The following is a 16,673-nucleotide window of genomic DNA, read 5'->3' as shown; positions in this document are numbered from 1 at the left end:
AAACTAGAATTACTATTAAAAACCAAAATTTTGAAACTGACTTTTATTAATCAACAAGAAAACTATACATCATTTTCGACAGTGTTTGCTAACGTGTTTGTGTATGTTTTGTTGCGTTGGTTTAACGTAAATTTAGCAAATAAAAACTGAATAGAAAATCCGCGAGGATTTTCGTAAGTAGGCTAAAAAAAAGCAATAAAATATACACGGTGTTGCCCACAGTATTTTAATTCGTTAATGTTAATTCAATTGCTAACTGATTATATTTATTTCTATATTTTCTTATAGATTTATCATTGTTTTTCCAGACTTTTCTCCATTTCCCTTGATTTAATCTCCAACTATTTTCATTTGTTTCAGCAGGTACAGTTCCAATTGCAGGTTCGTAAGAAGTTCCAATTAATTTTTTTCTTGAACCTTGCATTGTATAATTATATTCGTGTCTATTTTCTTCAACTATCAGCCACTCAATCGCAACAAAAAAACCTTTTTCCGGAAATTCAATATTTAATTCTGAAAGGTCAATTTCCGTAGTTTTTTTTCCTTTTTTAGCTATTCCAATTATATTTTCATTATAAATATAATTTTCAGGTTCTCCTTTTTTATTTACTCCATAAAGTCTAATATTAAACTTTGAATTTTTCACGTCACTTTTTGTCAATATTCTTAACTTTTTAAGATAAGGGGTTTTCTCATATTTAGCTTTATATTCAAAAAATTTAGCTGAAATCCAAGGTTGTGTTCCGCAAGCAAAATAATTATTGATTTTAGATTTTTTAAACTCACCAATTGTCAATTCTTGAGATAATTTTTTAGAATTGATAATAATTTCATCTAATTCAGTAATTAATGGTTTTAACTCTAAAACATTTTTTATAGAATCAGATGTTATTTTTTTTGTTTGAAATCCAATTGCAGAAAATATAATAATTTTCTGGCTATCTAATTGTAATTCAAATTCCCCTTTTTCATTTGAGGTTGTTCCAATGTTTTCGTTCTCCACCCAAATATTTACGTAAGGTATTTTTTCTTTCGTATCGCTGTCAATTATTACTGATTTTAATTGACTAAAACTAATATTAGATATTAGTAAAATTAAGATGGCAAGCAGTTTTTTCATATTGTGGGCAACGTTGTTGTATATGGTTTGTTGCGTGTTTCAAGCAACTAATTTAGTAAATAATTACCGACCAAGAAAGTCCGCGAGGACTTTCGCAAGTAGGCAAGAAGCCAGCAATAAATTATATACGGTGTTGGCAACTGGCTTTATTTTTCCGTCAATAATTTTCTTAATTGTTCTTTTGCTCCTTCTCCTGGTCGATTTGCAAATCCATTTATTAATTCTCCATTAGGATTATAAATTAAATAATGTGGTATTGTTTTAATTCCTAAATCCTCAACAACTTTAGAAACATTTCCGTTTTCTATAAAATAGTTATGACTGTTCGAAAGACTATCAGTTTTAATTGCCTTTTGCCAATTTTCTTTTCTGTCATTTAGAGCCAAATATATAAACTCAATATTTTCATTTTTTAATTCTTTTTTGAGCTTGTTAGATTCTGGCATTGTCTCTCGACAAGGTTTACACCAACTTGCCCAAAAATCAACATAAAGCCATTTTCCTTTGTTGTTTTTTAAAACATTAGAAAAAGTAATTGTATCATTTTTTAAGTCGGTTAAAATCAGTTTGTCAGACTTGCTGAAATCCAATTTATAGTCTTTCTGCAATTTGTCGAGTTGCTCTCTATTTGTCGTGTTTTCCTGTAGTTTTTTAAAATATTTTTCTTTGTCTTTGATTCTGAAATTTTGACCAATTCCGTCATAAGCATTGAAAAGTAAATAATTTTTAGCAACTTGATTAAATCGTCTATCTTTTAAAATAGAGTCAAAACGAATTCTTGAATCTATGTAAAAACCACCTGAATTTCCATTGTTTTCCTCTATAAATTCCAAATCATACTTCGAAATATTGTTTAAATAATCTCTAAAGAATGAAAATTTCATTAAAGAGTCTGTTTTGGCTAAATCGAAACCGAAAAGTTGCTCAATGGTTTCTTTATCTCTTAAAGATTTGTTTTGTTCCAACCATTTTTTAATATTCTTGAGTTTTTTGTGCTTTTCCATTAACATATTCAAAGCATCTTTTCGATAATTGTAATTTGTCTCCGTAATGCTTTTTGATTTTAATAAAGAATCTAATAATTGTGTTTCTCTAATAAAATCATTTTTTGCTTTGTTGAAATAATCAATGGAATTTTGTTCATAGTTTTTAATATCGTTATCTATAAAAAGATTTGCAAAAATCAGGTGATGGCTTGTATATTTATTACTGAATAATTTTTTATGTCTATAACTATTATAATTTAGTTCTTCATTATTTACCTTTCTATTAGTTATCTCCGCTTTTGGTATATTATAATTATAATTAAAAACAACGGTATCTCCATTTTTCACTAAAAAGGTATCGTGTATTGAAGTGAAAAAATTGTTTGTAGTGAATTCAAGGTATTCAGAATAGCACTCAATAACTATAGTGTCACGAACATTTGGTTTGGGTAACCAAGTTTGTTCGTTATTCATATAATCTAAATATGTAAAACCATTTTTGATGTAAAAAGCTTTTGGACCTAAACTATCTTTTAGTGTTTTTCCAATGCTGTCTTGTTTTATTAAATGAGTATATTTTGCTGGTGCATTTATAGAAATTAAAACAATTATATTAGGTTTTTTTATTTTGGGTTCTATCTTATTAGGTTCTTCTTTGCAGGAAAACAGTAATGTTATGAGAAGAAAAAAGTAGATTGTTAGTTCAGATTTCATTTTTTTTCAGCTTGTTGCCAACGTGTTTGTGTATGGCTTGTTGCGTTGGCGAGATCTAAGTTAACAAAAGAAAACGAACCAGAGGAAATTCCGTAGGAATTTCCAAGTAGGCTAGAACCAAGCAATTGGTTATACACGTTGTTGTGGTGCGTTTTTATTCATTCCGTAATTTTCTTATCGCATTCAATACACTTTGTTTATCTTTTTCCAAATCCTCTGCAACGCTTCTAAAAAATGTCTGTCTATCTTCGGGATAATTCAGTTCAAAATCTACTGGAATTCCGATGTTTTCATAATACTTATCATTATTATCTGTGTAAATTTCGTTTGAAAGAGAAAAGTGCCAACCGTTTGGTAAAGTTTTTTGTAAAGCGTCTGATATTGCTCCATTCGTATGAGAACCAATTCTTTTCAGTTGAGTTATTTCCATTGAACTTAAAGCCATCATATCTGTAGCACTTGCAGATTGTTGTGAAGTCAACAAATAAACGGGCTTCATATATGGATTTTTGATAGAGTCCAAATATATTGGTGTTTTTTTAGTAAAACCATTATAGTGTCTTGCTTTTTTAGAAGCAATTTGTATTCTACTTTTATTAAAATGCCTTAATACTTCTAATGCTACGACATCTTGTCCACCTCCATTAAAACGAACATCAATAATAATATATTTGGTTTCTTTGAGGTCTTCCATTATCGTGTTCATAACATTATTTATTCCAGCGATTTCTTTTGAAATCTGTTGCTCGTAACTCAAGTCATTAAAAGCATCCATATAAGTAGAAACAAAACCATTTTCTTTAACCAGACTATCGTTCAAACTTAAATCTCCATATAAGAACATTGCTTTAATCTGAATAAAACCAATATTGTTTTCCATTTTTCCCCAATTAATGAGCCAAGAATCTTGGGTTAAATTTTCTTTAAGATAATAATCTGCAACTAGTCCAGCAACTTGAAAATCGCCATACCATTTGAATTCTTCAGTATCTTCATTTTCAATATTGAGTTGTTCTGCTTTTTCATAAACTTCATCTGTTGGTTCAATAGAACCGTGATTGTCTTTTAAACTGTCAATCATTTCTTGGATGATTAAATACAATTCAACTTCGGTTGTTTTTGAGTTGATTTTTTCTTTTGCAGAGTTATAAAGACTGTCCCAATTTATTTTGTTTAGTTCAAAAAAGGCATAGTGTTCTTTGTAAGTGTCAGCAAATACTTCAAAATTATACAAAGGGTCATTTATGTCTTTTGTATTTTTTTTACACAAATCTTGAAATTTGTTTGCTCTCGTATAGTAATAAAAACTATATCCACTTTTTACTGCAAGAGTATCATTTTTTAATGTTATAGAATTTTTAACTTCGGAAATATTGCCTTGTTTTGAAGGCAAACAAGAAATGTTCGTTATATCAAAATATTTATAAGTCGTAGAATCAATTTTTAGAATTTTCCCATAGCCGATAGATTTCCAAACTCCTTCAATAGAGTTATTTTTTTTGTCATTAGTATTACAGTTAATTAATAAAATAGAAAGTAGTATTAGAGAAAGAAAAGTAGTTTTAGATTGCATAATTTTTTTAGTTGATTTCTTCTCTAAAGACAATGCGTATTGTAAAATGTTACAGTTTTGGTCAAATGCACCACAACGTGATTGTATATGGTTTGTTGCGTGTTTTTAGCACCTAATTTAGCAAATAAAAACCGAATAGAAAATCCGCGAGGATTTTCGTAAGTAGGCTAGAACTAGCAATAAATTATATACGGTGTTATGTGCTGGCTCTTATTTTTTCTTGATTTTCGATATAGTCTTTCCGATAGATTTTGTCGGTTTGTCCATATCTTTTATAGCAAAGTCAATCGCTTCTTGAATTAATGCACTCACTTTGGGGTTTCTGTAATCATTTGGTTTCTTAACATCAATATGTCTTATTAATTTCCCTGTTCCAGTCAACATTTGGTCAAGGTCTTTTAAAAGTGTTCCTTTATTAAATCCCAAATTGAAGTGATTCGTATAAATTGGCAACATACAAAATGCGTCCGATAGCTTTTCAGAGATTGAAAAAACTGCTGTCAAGGCGTGAGTATGATACAGAAGTTCATTACAGTCGGGGTACAACTCCAAAATGTATTGTCGCAAATCGATAAACAACTCTATTACTTCTTGGTCTTTTAAGTCCAAAAAGAGTTGAAAGTCTGGATGAATTGGGCGTGAATTTTTCATCTTGCTGAATTGTCGTATTGCATTCCACAAATCAAGTTCCCTTCGGTATCTAAAAACTTGGCAATCCACCCAACATAAGGAATAGCTGTTTTAGGCATTAATATTTTTCCGCCATTGTTTTTTACTCGTTCAATGATTTCGTCCACGTTTTCGACTCCAATGGTGCATTCCAAACCGATGAGTTTTTCAGGAACAGGGGAATACTCTCTTGATTGTAACGCTCCGATGAGTTCTCCGTTTTCTGTCTTGTCCGCTTTGATTTGCAAAAAGTCGTTTTGACCATAAGAATTGAAACCCCAATCAAAAACTCCATCATAAAAGCTCTTTGCTCTTTCGATGTCGTCAATATGAATCGCAAAATGTGTCAATTTGTTTTTCATATCCTTGATTTTAATTGTTACTGTGTCGTTTTTTTAGATCTATTGTTATGTGCTGGCTTTTTTTATTCAACCATTTTTCTTTTCAAATTCTTCTATTTCTCTGTAGAATTCAATGGCTTTTTCAACGGATTTTCCGCCCGAACCTGCTATTAAATTTCTAAACCATTTTTTATTTAAGTTTTCGGGTTTGTGATTTTTATACAACCAAAAGGAAAAATAAACAAAACTACCTGTTAGTATTATTTGAAAGATAATATAAGGTAATCCTACGTTTTGTGGAAACCAATTGTCACTCAAATAAAATGTTGTAAAAAAGGGAAATTGTAAACACATAATTTTAGCGTGGTCAATTATGGAAAGTTGAAGTTTTGATAATTGTTTCTGAATTTCCATTATGCTACCATCGTAATTTATATTTTTTGTCCAAGCAAGATGTTTAATATAGTCTGCAAACCCTTTTATATTTATCAAAGCGATTGCTGAAACTGAAACAATAAAATAATTACTTGCCGAAGAATAATTTGAAATAGCATAAAACAAGGCGTAACCTAAGATGAGAAGATAAAATACAAAAGCTACTATTCCTGCCGTTTTTAATTTAACCAAGCCGTTTAAAGTAGATTCTGCCTTTCTGCCAATAGTCTCTTTTAAAAGTAATTTATTAATTGTCAATGTTTTTTCTATTTTGACATTTTGCTCTTTCCAAATATTTATAAGTTCTATATTTTCCATTTTATTGAATTTTAAGTTGATTGAATTCCTTTTTTAGTATACTTTTAATTCTGCCAATTTTAGTTGCAACATTGGTTTCTGTAATTCCGATGATTTCTGAAATTTCCTTGTAACTTTTTTCTTCGAGGTATAGCAACATTAGGGCTTTGTTCAAATCATTTAATTCTGAAATTATATGATTCAATATTCCCAAGTTGGTTTCTTTTTCATCAGATATTTCTTTGTCGGAAAAATTGAAAATATCTGTTGTAATCGGGTTTGAAATCCGTTTTCTACTGCTTTCTTTCCTGTAGAACGAAATAGCTACATTCAAGGAAATTCGGTATATCCAAGTTGAATATTTAAATTTTTCGTTGTAGCTGTCAAATGATTTCCACAATTGCAAAATAATTTCTTGAACGAGGTCTTTTCTGTCTTCATTGTTCCGACAATATGAGTTTGCCACTTTAAATAGAATACCTTTATTGTTCTCAACAATAACAAGAAAATTGGCTGTTCTATTTTTGTCCATCATTCGGTTTGTGCGTTTGAGAACCTAATTTTAATACATAGGTTGTACTGTCTGTCTTTATTGGGGCTTTTGGTTCTGCACTATAATAATTTCTCGTTATTGAAATGCTACAACCTGTTGCGAGTATTGTAAAAGCTGTAACGACAACGATAATTAATCTGATGTTTTTGTGTTCCATTTTAGTTAGATTTTATTAAGAAGTATTCGTCTTTTCTTAATTATTCGTACAATGGTTCTCAAAATCACACTTTTTTGAAGAAAATTTTTTCAGTCAAGAATTCAGCTCAAACTTTTAGTGAAGTTCAGAGAAGAGGTTTGATGTTATTCCTGAAGGTTTTTCTTCCGCTTGCACATAACGTATTTGTGTATGAAAAGTTGCGATGATTTTAGTAGCAATTTTTCATTGATTTTTCATGATTTAAAATTAGTTATAATTTTTGATTTATAGATAATGCAGCTATTTTTTATACACCATGTTAGCTAATGTTGGAGAACACTAGTCAAAGTAAAAGCGATTTGAAAATTTTATACTGAAAGCAAACGAGACAGAATGCAAATACGAGCTTTTACAAAAAGGAACAATTTTCAGCCAGAAGTGAATAAGTAATTACAAGCCTTAATTGCATTTAGTTTGCGTGATTTGAGTTTTGTATAAAGCCTTTTTTTAGAAAAAGAACGGGACAGAACGTTAAGCGATAATTGGCTAAAAACTCAAAAAGGTTCTTTCTGGAAGTTAAAAAATAAGCGGAGTTATTGGAAAAAGCCAGAGACTTTTCAAATACAAAATAAGAACCGACAATCAAGTAGGAGAGAAGCAGGCAAATTAGCCGACACATAAAACGTTTAGTTCTCTAAAAAAAGGATAAAACTGGAATTACTATTAAAAACCAAAATTTTGAAACTGACTTTTATTAATCAACAAGAAAACTATACATCATTTTCGACAGTGTTTGCTAACGTATTTGTGTATGATTTTTTGCGGGAAAAGGACGCGAGTTCTTTTCCGTTGTTGTGGAAAGATAATTAATAAGATTGAATTTCTGGCGAGGAAATTCAGCCGCAATTAATTATACTCCTTGTTACCACACGTTTTTATTTTTCATTTCAAAAAATCAATCCTTCCAATTTACTTCTGATTGAGAATAGAGAAATCAAAATCAAAAATGTAATTAAATTTGTTTTGAAATTCACGTATTCCTGTTTTCTATATTCTTTTAATATTCTATAAACTAAAAATCCGCCAACAAGCATAATAGATAGATAGTTTAAAATTAAATCAACATACCACAATTCCGAAATCCGACTTGCAGTTGCTCCTTCTCCATAAATTCCCCAAAAAGCAAATATCTCAATCAAAATCAGAAGTAACAGAATTCCGAAAAATAGGACTGACCTAATTCCGATTCCGATAAAATCGGTTTTAATTTTTAAAAAATCAGACATATTCATCCAGAAAAAGTTTCAGTTGTTAAATTCAAACAAATGATTGCTGAAATTATATGAATTCCGATTAAGTAAAATTTCCATTTTGGTTTTTTATTCAGAATTAGAGCGTAAATTGGAATTTGAATAATAGCAATTATTATTGGTAAGATTCCAATTCCGTTTTTTGTCAAAATAGCAATTAACATTGTAAATGGATAAATAACTTTCGCTGGTAAATACGTTCCGTGTCCTCCACCCATTGCAAATACTACAATGACTAATAAAATAAATGTTATTAAAATGGTAGTTACGATTTTCATTTCTAATGTGTGGTAACGGTTTTGTATATGGTTTGTTGCGTGTTTTAAGCACCTAATTTAGCAAATACAAACCGAATAGAAAATTTGCGAAGATTTTCGTAAGTAGGCTAGAACTAGCAATAAATTATATACGTTGTTGTACCACGTTATTTTTTTATTCGATTGTATTTTTTTAGAATTTTAATGAGTAAATCATGAGGTAATGCATAAGCTTTATTTCCATTAATTCCTTCCATAGTTTCTGCAGCTATCATAGCATTAATAATAGCTTCTTCTACAGCATGGACAGTAGCTTCAAAAAGTGGAGTCATCTTGTCATTCGAAAATGTTTCAACTGTTGTCGTTTTATCTCGACTAAATCCATTTTCATTTGCTGTTGAAAAGGCTAAATAAATGTCACCTGAACCATTGCTGCCACGTCCACCAACCAACCCCATTCCTATGGTAACTCTTTGCGCAATACGTTTTAATTGATGGGAAAGTAGAGGCGCATCGGTTGCAACAACAACTATAATAGATCCATCACCTTCTTCTCTTCTTGATTGAGGTGGCGCTTTATAGATAGAATTCAATGTGTCTTTTAGTTCAATTCCTACTGGAACTCCTGCAATAGTAAGGTTTTTTTTAGATCCAAAATTTGACTGAACTAGAGCCCCTATAGTATAGGTCTTGTTGTCAATAGTTACTAATCTTGATGAAGTTCCAGTACCTCCTTTGAACCCGAGACAGGTCATTCCCGTACCTCCACCTACATTTCCTTCTGATATTTTTCCACTTTTCGCATTAGTTATTGCTTCTAAAACATGTTTCTCTTTTACATGAAACCCATAAATGTCATTTAATTCGCCATCATATGTTTCGGCAACAAGCGGATATGTATACCATTCAACATCACCGCTATACCAATCTGTGTCTACAAACCATTTTAATACAGCTTGTCTTACAGTACCAACACTATTTGTGTTAGTTATCATGATAGGTGTTTCTAAAAAACCTGATTCCGTAAGCCATGTAGTTCCGGTCATTTCTCCATTACCGTTTAGACTATACCAATTTGCATATACAGGACTAAATTTTTTAGCCTTTCCACGTGGGAATATTGCTGTAACACCAGTTCTTACAGGTCCTTTCCCAATAATGTTTTTACCATTTCCAGAAATAATAGTACTATAGCCAACTTCAACTCCTTTTACATCTGTAATAGCGTTAAATTTACCAGTAATGCCAGTAAATGGAATTCCTAAATCTCTTGCTCTTGGTTTTTGCCCGTATGATTGAAAGCATAAAAGCATTATTATAAAAACTATATATATTCTTTTCATAATGATTGGTTTTTAATGTGGTACAACGTCTGTGTATATGGCTCGTAGCGTGCAAATTAGAAAATTATTTTCGGATTAAGCACAAGCCAGATTTTTAAATTTTACTATTTATTTTTTTTATTGGGAATCGTCAAATTTAAAAATTTGGCGACTTTCCAAATATGCCTTAACTTCGATTAAGCAACTGACTAGTTATGAGCTATATACGTTGTTAGCCACTGGCTTTTTTCCCATAATTCACTATCTCAATTTTCTTTTTATACCTTAAAATTCCTGCTTTTTGTTCAGGCGTTTTTTCATCTCGTTTCCTATATTTTTCCATAAAGGAATCAGGTAATTTTAGATGATTGTTCATTGGATGTAATCCAGTAATATTTGGGTTACGAGAATAGTTTGTTTTTTTATGGCTTATTTTAAAATCTGCTGTAATGATATCTAAAATATTAGGTACAAGTTCTTTGAAATCATTTGGCGAAGAAAATGTCATATCATCAACGAATGATGTAAAAGTCAATCCATTTTCTTTTGAAAAAACATCTAATATATCTCCAGTTTTCCTAAATACAAGATTTGCCAAAGTTGAAGAAGTTGGTGCGCCTTGTGGAATTTTGCCTTTGTAGGTAGTGAGTTTGGTTAATAAACTTGAAACTTCGTGAGAGAATTCCTCTCCAACGAACATTTCATAAACTTCTTTATTGGTAATCGAAGGAAAGAAGTCTTTTAAATCTGTTGTGAATTTGTATTTTTTTCCTTGGTGTTTCTTTGCGTTACTTACATTATCTCTACCTTTTACTGCGCCATATGCGTAATCAGGCATATGTAATTTTAAAAGTATGTTTTTTTGAATTCGCTTTTGTATAACCTTTAATCGGTTTATACTTGGATTAATAATTCGTTGTTTTGGATTTCCTTTTTTGTCTAATTTGGGTTTCCCAAATTTGTCTGTTTTGACAATTATTTTTTCTCGGTAATACTTATCAACATCTTTTAGAATTGACTCAATTTCTTTTAAGTCAACTTTTAGTATATAAGCTAAATGTTTTGGTGTATTTATCATTGAGCAACAAAGAACTGATTAACCAAAGATTTAACAGAAGGTGCTATCATTTTAAATGCTTCTGCCTTTTCTGGTTTCACATCCTTGTTATCAAGTGAAAGAAAAAAGAGGATAGGTAAAGGGGTTTCCAATTTATTAGAAATTACTTTTAGTGTAGATAAATTTGGCTCCTTTAAATTGTTTTCTATTTGAGATAAGTACGCTTGGGTAATATCACATAAATGAGCAAATTGATTTTGTTTTAATCCTTTTTGCTTTCTTATTTCTTTAATTGTTTGTCCTAAGTCCATACTATTTTGATTTTGAAAAAAAATTAAGGGGTGTCGGGTCAGAATATGTTCGTGAAGCCGTCAGAATCAGAAAACACTTTTGCAAGTAATTCTAAGCCTTTCATAATTAAACTCCAGTCAATAGGTTTTTTACTTCCTATCTTCTTAGACTTCTTTAGAAAACTGAGAGTCTCAGTTAACAGAACTTTTTCTTCATCCGAGAATGAACAACGATTCTCGGAAAGGATGGTCTCAATACCTTGTATCAAGCCATCAACGTTTTTGTAAACATTTTTTTTCATTGAAAATAAATTTAATTCAGGGCAATATCGCCCTGCCATATTTCCAATACGCCTGTAATTAAATTCATACGCGTTGTCCAAATGTTCACCCCAAAATTAATCCTGCCATTAGAAAGCTATTAATAATAACAATCAATAAGCAGTTATTGGTTTTAATCCTTTCAGATTATGACTTCTTAAAGTGTTCAGGGGATAAGCCCTAAACGGTATCAGTCTTATGACCGAATACGTGTTGTCGCCAATAGAACCATAAAGGTTGTGTAACTTAATACACTTCAATTGTTTTGAACTTAATTACATTAATTCACAAAAACTCTTTCAAAGAACTATGATGCGAATATATAAAATATAACTCACAGTAAAAAATAATTTACTATTTATTTTCTTAAATCTATAAAAATTGTGGTAAAGATGATGCTTTGCAGCTTGTGGCTAACGTATTTGTGTATGAAAAGTTGCGATAATTTTAGCAGCAATTTTTCATTCATTTTTCATGATTTAAAATTAGTTATAATTTTTGATTTATAGATAATGCAGCTATTTTTTATACACCATGTTAGCTAATGTTGGAGAACACTAGCCAAAGTTAAAAGCGATTTGAAAATAAAAAGTGTTAAGCAAACGAGACAGAATGCAAATCCTAGCGTTCATAAACAAGAACAACTTTCAGCCAAAAGTGAATAAGTAATTACAAGCCTTAATTGCATTTAGTTTGCGTGATTTGAGTTTTGTATAAAGCCTTTTTTTAGAAAAAGAACGGGACAGAACGTTAAGCGATAATTTGCTAAAAACTCAAAAAGGTTCTATCAAAAAGTTAAAAAAAAAGCGGAGTTATCGGAATCAAACAAAAACGTTTCAGACAGAAACTAAGAACCGACAATCAAATAGGAGAGAAGTTGGCAAATTAGCCGACACATAAAACGTTTAGTTCTCTAAAAAAAGGATAAAACTGGAATTACTATTAAAAACCTAAATTTTAAAACTGACTTTTATTAATCAAAAAGAAAACTTTACATCATTTTCGACAGTGTTTGCTAACGTATTTGTGTATGATTTTTTGCGGGAAAAGGACGCGAGTTCTTTTCCGATGTTGCGGAAAGATAATTAATAATATTGAATTTCCGATGAGGAAATTCAGCCGCAATTAATTATACACCTTGTTGTATGGCGTTTATTTATTTCTTATTTCCATTTTTTTCCCGTTTAAGTTTTGAATGAAGCCAATTATTCCTCATTCAGTCTCTCTAATGTCGGATTTTATAATTCATTCAGTATTTTTCAATCTGTCGATAACTGAAACTAAATTAGGGATATCGAAACCTAGTCAAATATTTCCATCTGCTTTTGTAATTGATTTGGTAAAAGGGTAAATTGTTAAAAACAAATCCATTTTGTTCTGCTGCTTAATGATATTAACCTTTTTCCGTGTTTGTGATAATCAAATTCAAAACCAAGTTTTTCATATTGAATTTTAAGAATCTCAGGATTACTTGTCCTTATTACAATAAGATTAATTTTCATTTAATAGTTTTCTTAAAAACTCAATATTATTACTAGATAATATTTCTCTAATATCTTCAAATTCTGATTGATTAATATTAGTACTTAAATTATCTAATATGGCACTGAGTAAATTGGTTATTCCAACAATATCGTATGGTCCAAATTCATTGGAATCCCATTGAATACAATTCCTCAAATGATTCTCAAATTCTTCGTAGGAATTAAAGATTAATCTTCTTTTATTTTTCATCTATTTATTTCTCTTTCTAATGGCATACAACGTATTTGTGTAAGGATAGTTGCGTGTGCAAGCAACTAACTTACTAAAAATAGAACGAACAGGAGGAAAATCCGCAGGATTTTCCGAATAGGCTAGAACCAAGCAATTATTTTTACACGGTGTTAGCTGTAGTTTTCTCTATTCGCATTTTCAATAAATTTTTCTATTGTTTTCTGTTTATCAGATTCAAGTTTATTCAGAATATCGTCTATTATTTTTCTCAATGTTTTCTTTTCGTAAATCGGTTTAAATTCAAAATGTGTGTTAAGAGCAATTTGATAAATTTCAAAAACAATTTTAACTATAGTGTTTATTAATTTCTGAGTTGCTTTTAATGTCAATTCTGAATTGTCGATAATGTTTTTATAATCGTTGTCCGTATGTGCGTAAAGTTTAATTCTTAATTTATAGACTTGGTCAATTGATTCACTCTGTTTTTTTAATTCAGTTTCCCATTCCAATATTTTAGAGTCAGTAATTCCGATTGATTGATAAGTCCCACCTTTCTTTAATTTTCTAAGAATAAGATGAAGGTTGTATTTTTCAGTCTTTTTATTGTCATTAGTTAATTTGTTGAGTTCCATAATTGTTACTCGCCAAAGTGCATATCTTGAAAAAGAGAAAAAACCCGAATTTGAAATATATTTTAAATGCTTTTCATCTAAATACTCATCATCTTTTGGATAATTCAAATAGTAACAATACTCAAAAGCTTGAAGTAAAGTAATTACACTTTTTGTTATCTTCTCTAATTCGCTTTTTAATTGTTCCTTTTTGTTCATTCAAATTACAGCTAACGTGTTTGTGTATGGTTAGTTGCGTGTTTCAGCAACTAATTTAGTAAACAAAAACGAACGCGAGAAAATTCCGAAGGAATTTTCCAAATAACCACTTGCCAAAGCAATTAATTATACACGGTGTTAGCTGCTGGTTTTTTTTTTTTGATTCCATTATAATTTTCTGACAGGAACACAAATATCAACTTTAAAAATTCCATCTTCAGGCTCTTCAGGATACAATTCGAAACAAGCTTTGTCATCGGGTTGATATCCACTTGTCGGAAACCATTTTCCCATTAACCAATCCCAAGCTTTCTGAAATTCATCGGCATTTACTGTGAATCTTGCAACAACATATTTTCCTTTTTCAAGAACCATTTTTCCAATCTCTCCATCAACCGAAGTGTTTTCTGGCACTGTCAAACAAACACTTGTTCTTAATTTGTTTTTGTCAGCGACATTTACATCGTCGTGGTAAACAATAGCTGTTTGGAAATCTAGGTTGTCCAAAAGTCCTTTGGGTCCAGCCCAAGCGAATAGCTTACTGAATAACCTTTCGAATAATTCCGCATCTCCTTGATAAGGTCCGATGTGCCTTAAATAAACCACAGGGATGTTTGGTAATTCTTTTATTTCAATACTTTCGTTATTTTTCATATCTACTTTCCATTTAATTGATTTCGTTTGATTGCAAATGTAAATGGAAGGCGCATTAACGTTTTTATCTTTTGTGCTATTCACTTTATTCAAATTGCTATTTTTCTTTTTGAACGAAGTCGCAGACTCCTTGAAATGCGATTTAAAGTTTTTTGAGAATACAGGTAAACTTTTAAATCCGCATTTGAAGGCTATGTCAGAGATTGTATCGTTTCCGTGAATCAATAGCGATGCTGCTTTTTCAAGTCGAAGTCGAAGAATCAGTTGAAATGGAGTTTCGCCTGTAATTCCTTGAAATAATCTACTGAAATGAAATTTTGAGAAGTTAGAAATCTTTGCTAATTCCGACAATGAAAAATCATTGTCCAAATTCTTTTCGATATGGTCAATTACATTGTTGATTCTGTATTTGTATTCATTGTCAATCATTATGTTATTCCAACTTGCAGCTAACGTATTTGTGTATGATTTTTTGCGGGAAAAGGACGCGAGTTCTTTTCCGATGTTTCGGAAAGATAATTAATAAGATTGAATTTCCGGCGAGGAAATTCAGCCGCAATTAATTATACACGTTGTTGTGCTTTCGTTATTTTAATTCAACTGTTTTAAATATTTTCTTTAATTCACTTTTGTCAAATTCCATATTTGATTTAATTCCGATGAATAATTCATTACTATCTGTTTCTTTATTAATCGGTTCAAAATTCACGCTTGACATATTCGGATTTTGTTTGTCATTCCACAAGGCGATAGTCCTTATATAATTTCCGATTGTGTCAATAGTCAATTCGTAATTCTCAAATTGTTTTCGTTCTTCGTTTGGTATGCAGAAAGGAATTTTAAATTCCGCTTTATTGAACTCAAAAGTGTAATAGTACTCACAATTACTTTTAAAATCATTTTGTGTAGCAATACTATCAGTCATTTTATGTAAAGTCAAGTTTCTGATTTTTTTAACAATTTCTTGTGGGTTTACACCTCCATTTTCATCTTCGTAAGGTTTTAAGTCAATTTTATTAAAGAACTTTTGAGTCGTTTCAAAATTCATTCCTTTTCGGTTTTCCTCAATATAGCTTTTTTCGTCCATTGGTGGACTTGGTGAATACCAGCCGTAATCAAAAATAAATTTCGATTTTCCGTTTTTAATTTCTCCGACAAAAGAGTCAATTCCATCAATTTTTTTATACTTGAAATCTTTTGGTAGAATTATACTGAAAAGGTCGAAATCAATTAAGTGAGTTTTTCCGTCATTTTGAGAAACGTAATTTGCTCCGTCGTTACAGCTTGTTAACAGAAGAAATGTAAATAATATGATAATGTTCTTTTTCAGTTCGAATGTTTTTGGATAATGAAGCACAACGGTTTTGTATAAGGAAAGTTGCGTGTTTGTGTGCGAGGATTTTCCGAAGGAAAATCAGAAGCAAGCAAACGAGAAACTAACTTTGGTTAAGCTAAAAGTAGCAATTTTTTTTATACGGTGTTAGCCACTGGCTTTTTTATTTATTTGTTCAAAAATGTCGGATAAGAAATAGTCTTTGTCTTTAGGTACTATTCCAAATTCCGATTCAATTTTTTCTAAAGTTTGCTCATCCGCTAAATCAAAATCGTGCAAAGAACTCAAGTCAGATATAAAACAGTCGTAAAAATTAATTCCAATTATTTTGTCAAAAAATTCGACTGCAATATGTTCGTTTTTTTCAATTCGGTCACTTTCGATATATTCTATTGGAACATTCGCTCCAGGTCTTGGAATTTCAGTATTGTTTTTCTTAAAATCAGCAAGGTGTTTTTTTAGGTTTTCAACAGCTTTATTTTCCGATTCTCCGTGAGCGACTAAACTCCACCAATTCGTGAATTTTGCTCCATATTCCAAGTCGTTTTGTTCCGCATTCGGATTTTTCCACGTTTCTAATGGATAATCATTAAAATCCCATTCCGATTTTAGAAATGATTTCAGGTATTTTATTTTGGCTTTCAGTTGGTTCATTCAGCTTGTGGCTAACGTATTTGTGTATGAAAAGTTGCGGTAATTTTAGCAGCAATTTTTCATTCATTTTTCATGATTTAAAATTAGTTATAATTTTTGATTTAT

General features: G+C 30.6%; 19 protein-coding genes. All 19 read right to left on the bottom strand.

Annotation, left to right across the window (positions count from 1 at the left end):
* Positions 1-226 precede the first annotated feature (226 nt).
* A complete protein-coding gene (locus EV195_RS16335) occupies positions 227-1,120 on the bottom strand; it encodes a carboxypeptidase-like regulatory domain-containing protein (RefSeq protein ID WP_132796050.1) in 894 nt (297 codons plus the stop codon).
* A 146-nt stretch (positions 1,121-1,266) separates the two neighbouring features.
* Complete coding sequence (locus EV195_RS16330) at positions 1,267-2,820, bottom strand: TlpA family protein disulfide reductase (protein WP_132796049.1); 1,554 nt, start codon at positions 2,818-2,820, stop codon at positions 1,267-1,269.
* 154 nt (positions 2,821-2,974) lie between these two features.
* A complete protein-coding gene (locus EV195_RS16325; RefSeq protein WP_132796048.1) occupies positions 2,975-4,393 on the bottom strand; it encodes a S41 family peptidase in 1,419 nt (472 codons plus the stop codon).
* Between the two features lie 210 nt (positions 4,394-4,603).
* A complete protein-coding gene (locus EV195_RS16320; protein WP_132796047.1) occupies positions 4,604-5,044 on the bottom strand; it encodes a DUF1801 domain-containing protein in 441 nt (146 codons plus the stop codon).
* A complete protein-coding gene (locus EV195_RS16315) occupies positions 5,041-5,424 on the bottom strand; it encodes a VOC family protein (RefSeq protein WP_132796046.1) in 384 nt (127 codons plus the stop codon). Before EV195_RS16315 ends, EV195_RS16320 begins: the two co-directional genes overlap by 4 nt.
* A gap of 66 nt (positions 5,425-5,490) precedes the next feature.
* On the bottom strand, positions 5,491-6,156 hold the full coding sequence (locus EV195_RS16310) for a hypothetical protein (protein WP_132796045.1): 666 nt from the start codon (positions 6,154-6,156) through the stop codon (positions 5,491-5,493).
* 1 nt (position 6,157) lies between these two features.
* The gene (locus EV195_RS16305) at positions 6,158-6,670 is read right to left on the bottom strand and encodes an RNA polymerase sigma factor (RefSeq protein WP_243693140.1); all 513 of its coding nucleotides are present in this window, start codon (positions 6,668-6,670) and stop codon (positions 6,158-6,160) included.
* A complete protein-coding gene (locus EV195_RS16300) occupies positions 6,654-6,845 on the bottom strand; it encodes a hypothetical protein (RefSeq protein WP_132796044.1) in 192 nt (63 codons plus the stop codon). The genes EV195_RS16305 and EV195_RS16300 overlap by 17 nt, the downstream gene beginning before the upstream one ends.
* Positions 6,846-7,771: 926 nt before the next feature.
* Positions 7,772-8,110, bottom strand: a complete 339-nt coding sequence (locus EV195_RS16295) for a hypothetical protein (protein ID WP_132796043.1) — start codon at positions 8,108-8,110, stop codon at positions 7,772-7,774.
* Positions 8,111-8,112: 2 nt separating this feature from the next.
* Positions 8,113-8,412 carry a hypothetical protein gene (locus tag EV195_RS16290; protein ID WP_132796042.1) on the bottom strand — a complete coding sequence of 100 codons (300 nt, stop codon included), beginning with the start codon at positions 8,410-8,412 and terminating at the stop codon, positions 8,113-8,115.
* A gap of 146 nt (positions 8,413-8,558) precedes the next feature.
* A complete protein-coding gene (locus tag EV195_RS16285; RefSeq protein WP_132796041.1) occupies positions 8,559-9,734 on the bottom strand; it encodes a DmpA family aminopeptidase in 1,176 nt (391 codons plus the stop codon).
* A gap of 211 nt (positions 9,735-9,945) precedes the next feature.
* The gene (locus EV195_RS16280) at positions 9,946-10,791 is read right to left on the bottom strand and encodes a reverse transcriptase family protein (RefSeq protein ID WP_132796040.1); all 846 of its coding nucleotides are present in this window, start codon (positions 10,789-10,791) and stop codon (positions 9,946-9,948) included.
* Positions 10,788-11,081, bottom strand: coding sequence for a helix-turn-helix domain-containing protein (locus EV195_RS16275; RefSeq protein WP_132796039.1), 294 nt, complete (start codon positions 11,079-11,081; stop codon positions 10,788-10,790). Before EV195_RS16275 ends, EV195_RS16280 begins: the two co-directional genes overlap by 4 nt.
* A 38-nt stretch (positions 11,082-11,119) precedes the next feature.
* Positions 11,120-11,443, bottom strand: coding sequence for a hypothetical protein (locus tag EV195_RS16270; protein WP_132796038.1), 324 nt, complete (start codon positions 11,441-11,443; stop codon positions 11,120-11,122).
* 1,429 nt (positions 11,444-12,872) lie between these two features.
* The gene (locus tag EV195_RS16265; protein WP_132796037.1) at positions 12,873-13,061 is read right to left on the bottom strand and encodes a hypothetical protein; all 189 of its coding nucleotides are present in this window, start codon (positions 13,059-13,061) and stop codon (positions 12,873-12,875) included.
* 206 nt (positions 13,062-13,267) lie between these two features.
* Complete coding sequence (locus EV195_RS16260) at positions 13,268-13,927, bottom strand: AbiU2 domain-containing protein (protein ID WP_132796036.1); 660 nt, start codon at positions 13,925-13,927, stop codon at positions 13,268-13,270.
* Between the two features lie 168 nt (positions 13,928-14,095).
* Positions 14,096-15,010 (bottom strand): AraC family transcriptional regulator, encoded by a 915-nt coding sequence (locus tag EV195_RS16255; protein WP_132796035.1) that lies wholly within the window; start codon positions 15,008-15,010, stop codon positions 14,096-14,098.
* Positions 15,011-15,167: 157 nt separating this feature from the next.
* Positions 15,168-15,938, bottom strand: coding sequence for a hypothetical protein (locus EV195_RS16250; RefSeq protein ID WP_132796034.1), 771 nt, complete (start codon positions 15,936-15,938; stop codon positions 15,168-15,170).
* Between the two features lie 123 nt (positions 15,939-16,061).
* Positions 16,062-16,568 (bottom strand): hypothetical protein, encoded by a 507-nt coding sequence (locus EV195_RS16245; protein ID WP_132796033.1) that lies wholly within the window; start codon positions 16,566-16,568, stop codon positions 16,062-16,064.
* Positions 16,569-16,673: the final 105 nt, after the last annotated feature.

The sequence above is a fragment of the Tenacibaculum skagerrakense genome (assembly GCF_004345825.1).
Classification (GTDB): Bacteria; Bacteroidota; Bacteroidia; order Flavobacteriales; family Flavobacteriaceae; genus Polaribacter; species Polaribacter skagerrakensis.
This window is presented reverse-complemented; position numbering and strand designations above follow the sequence as displayed.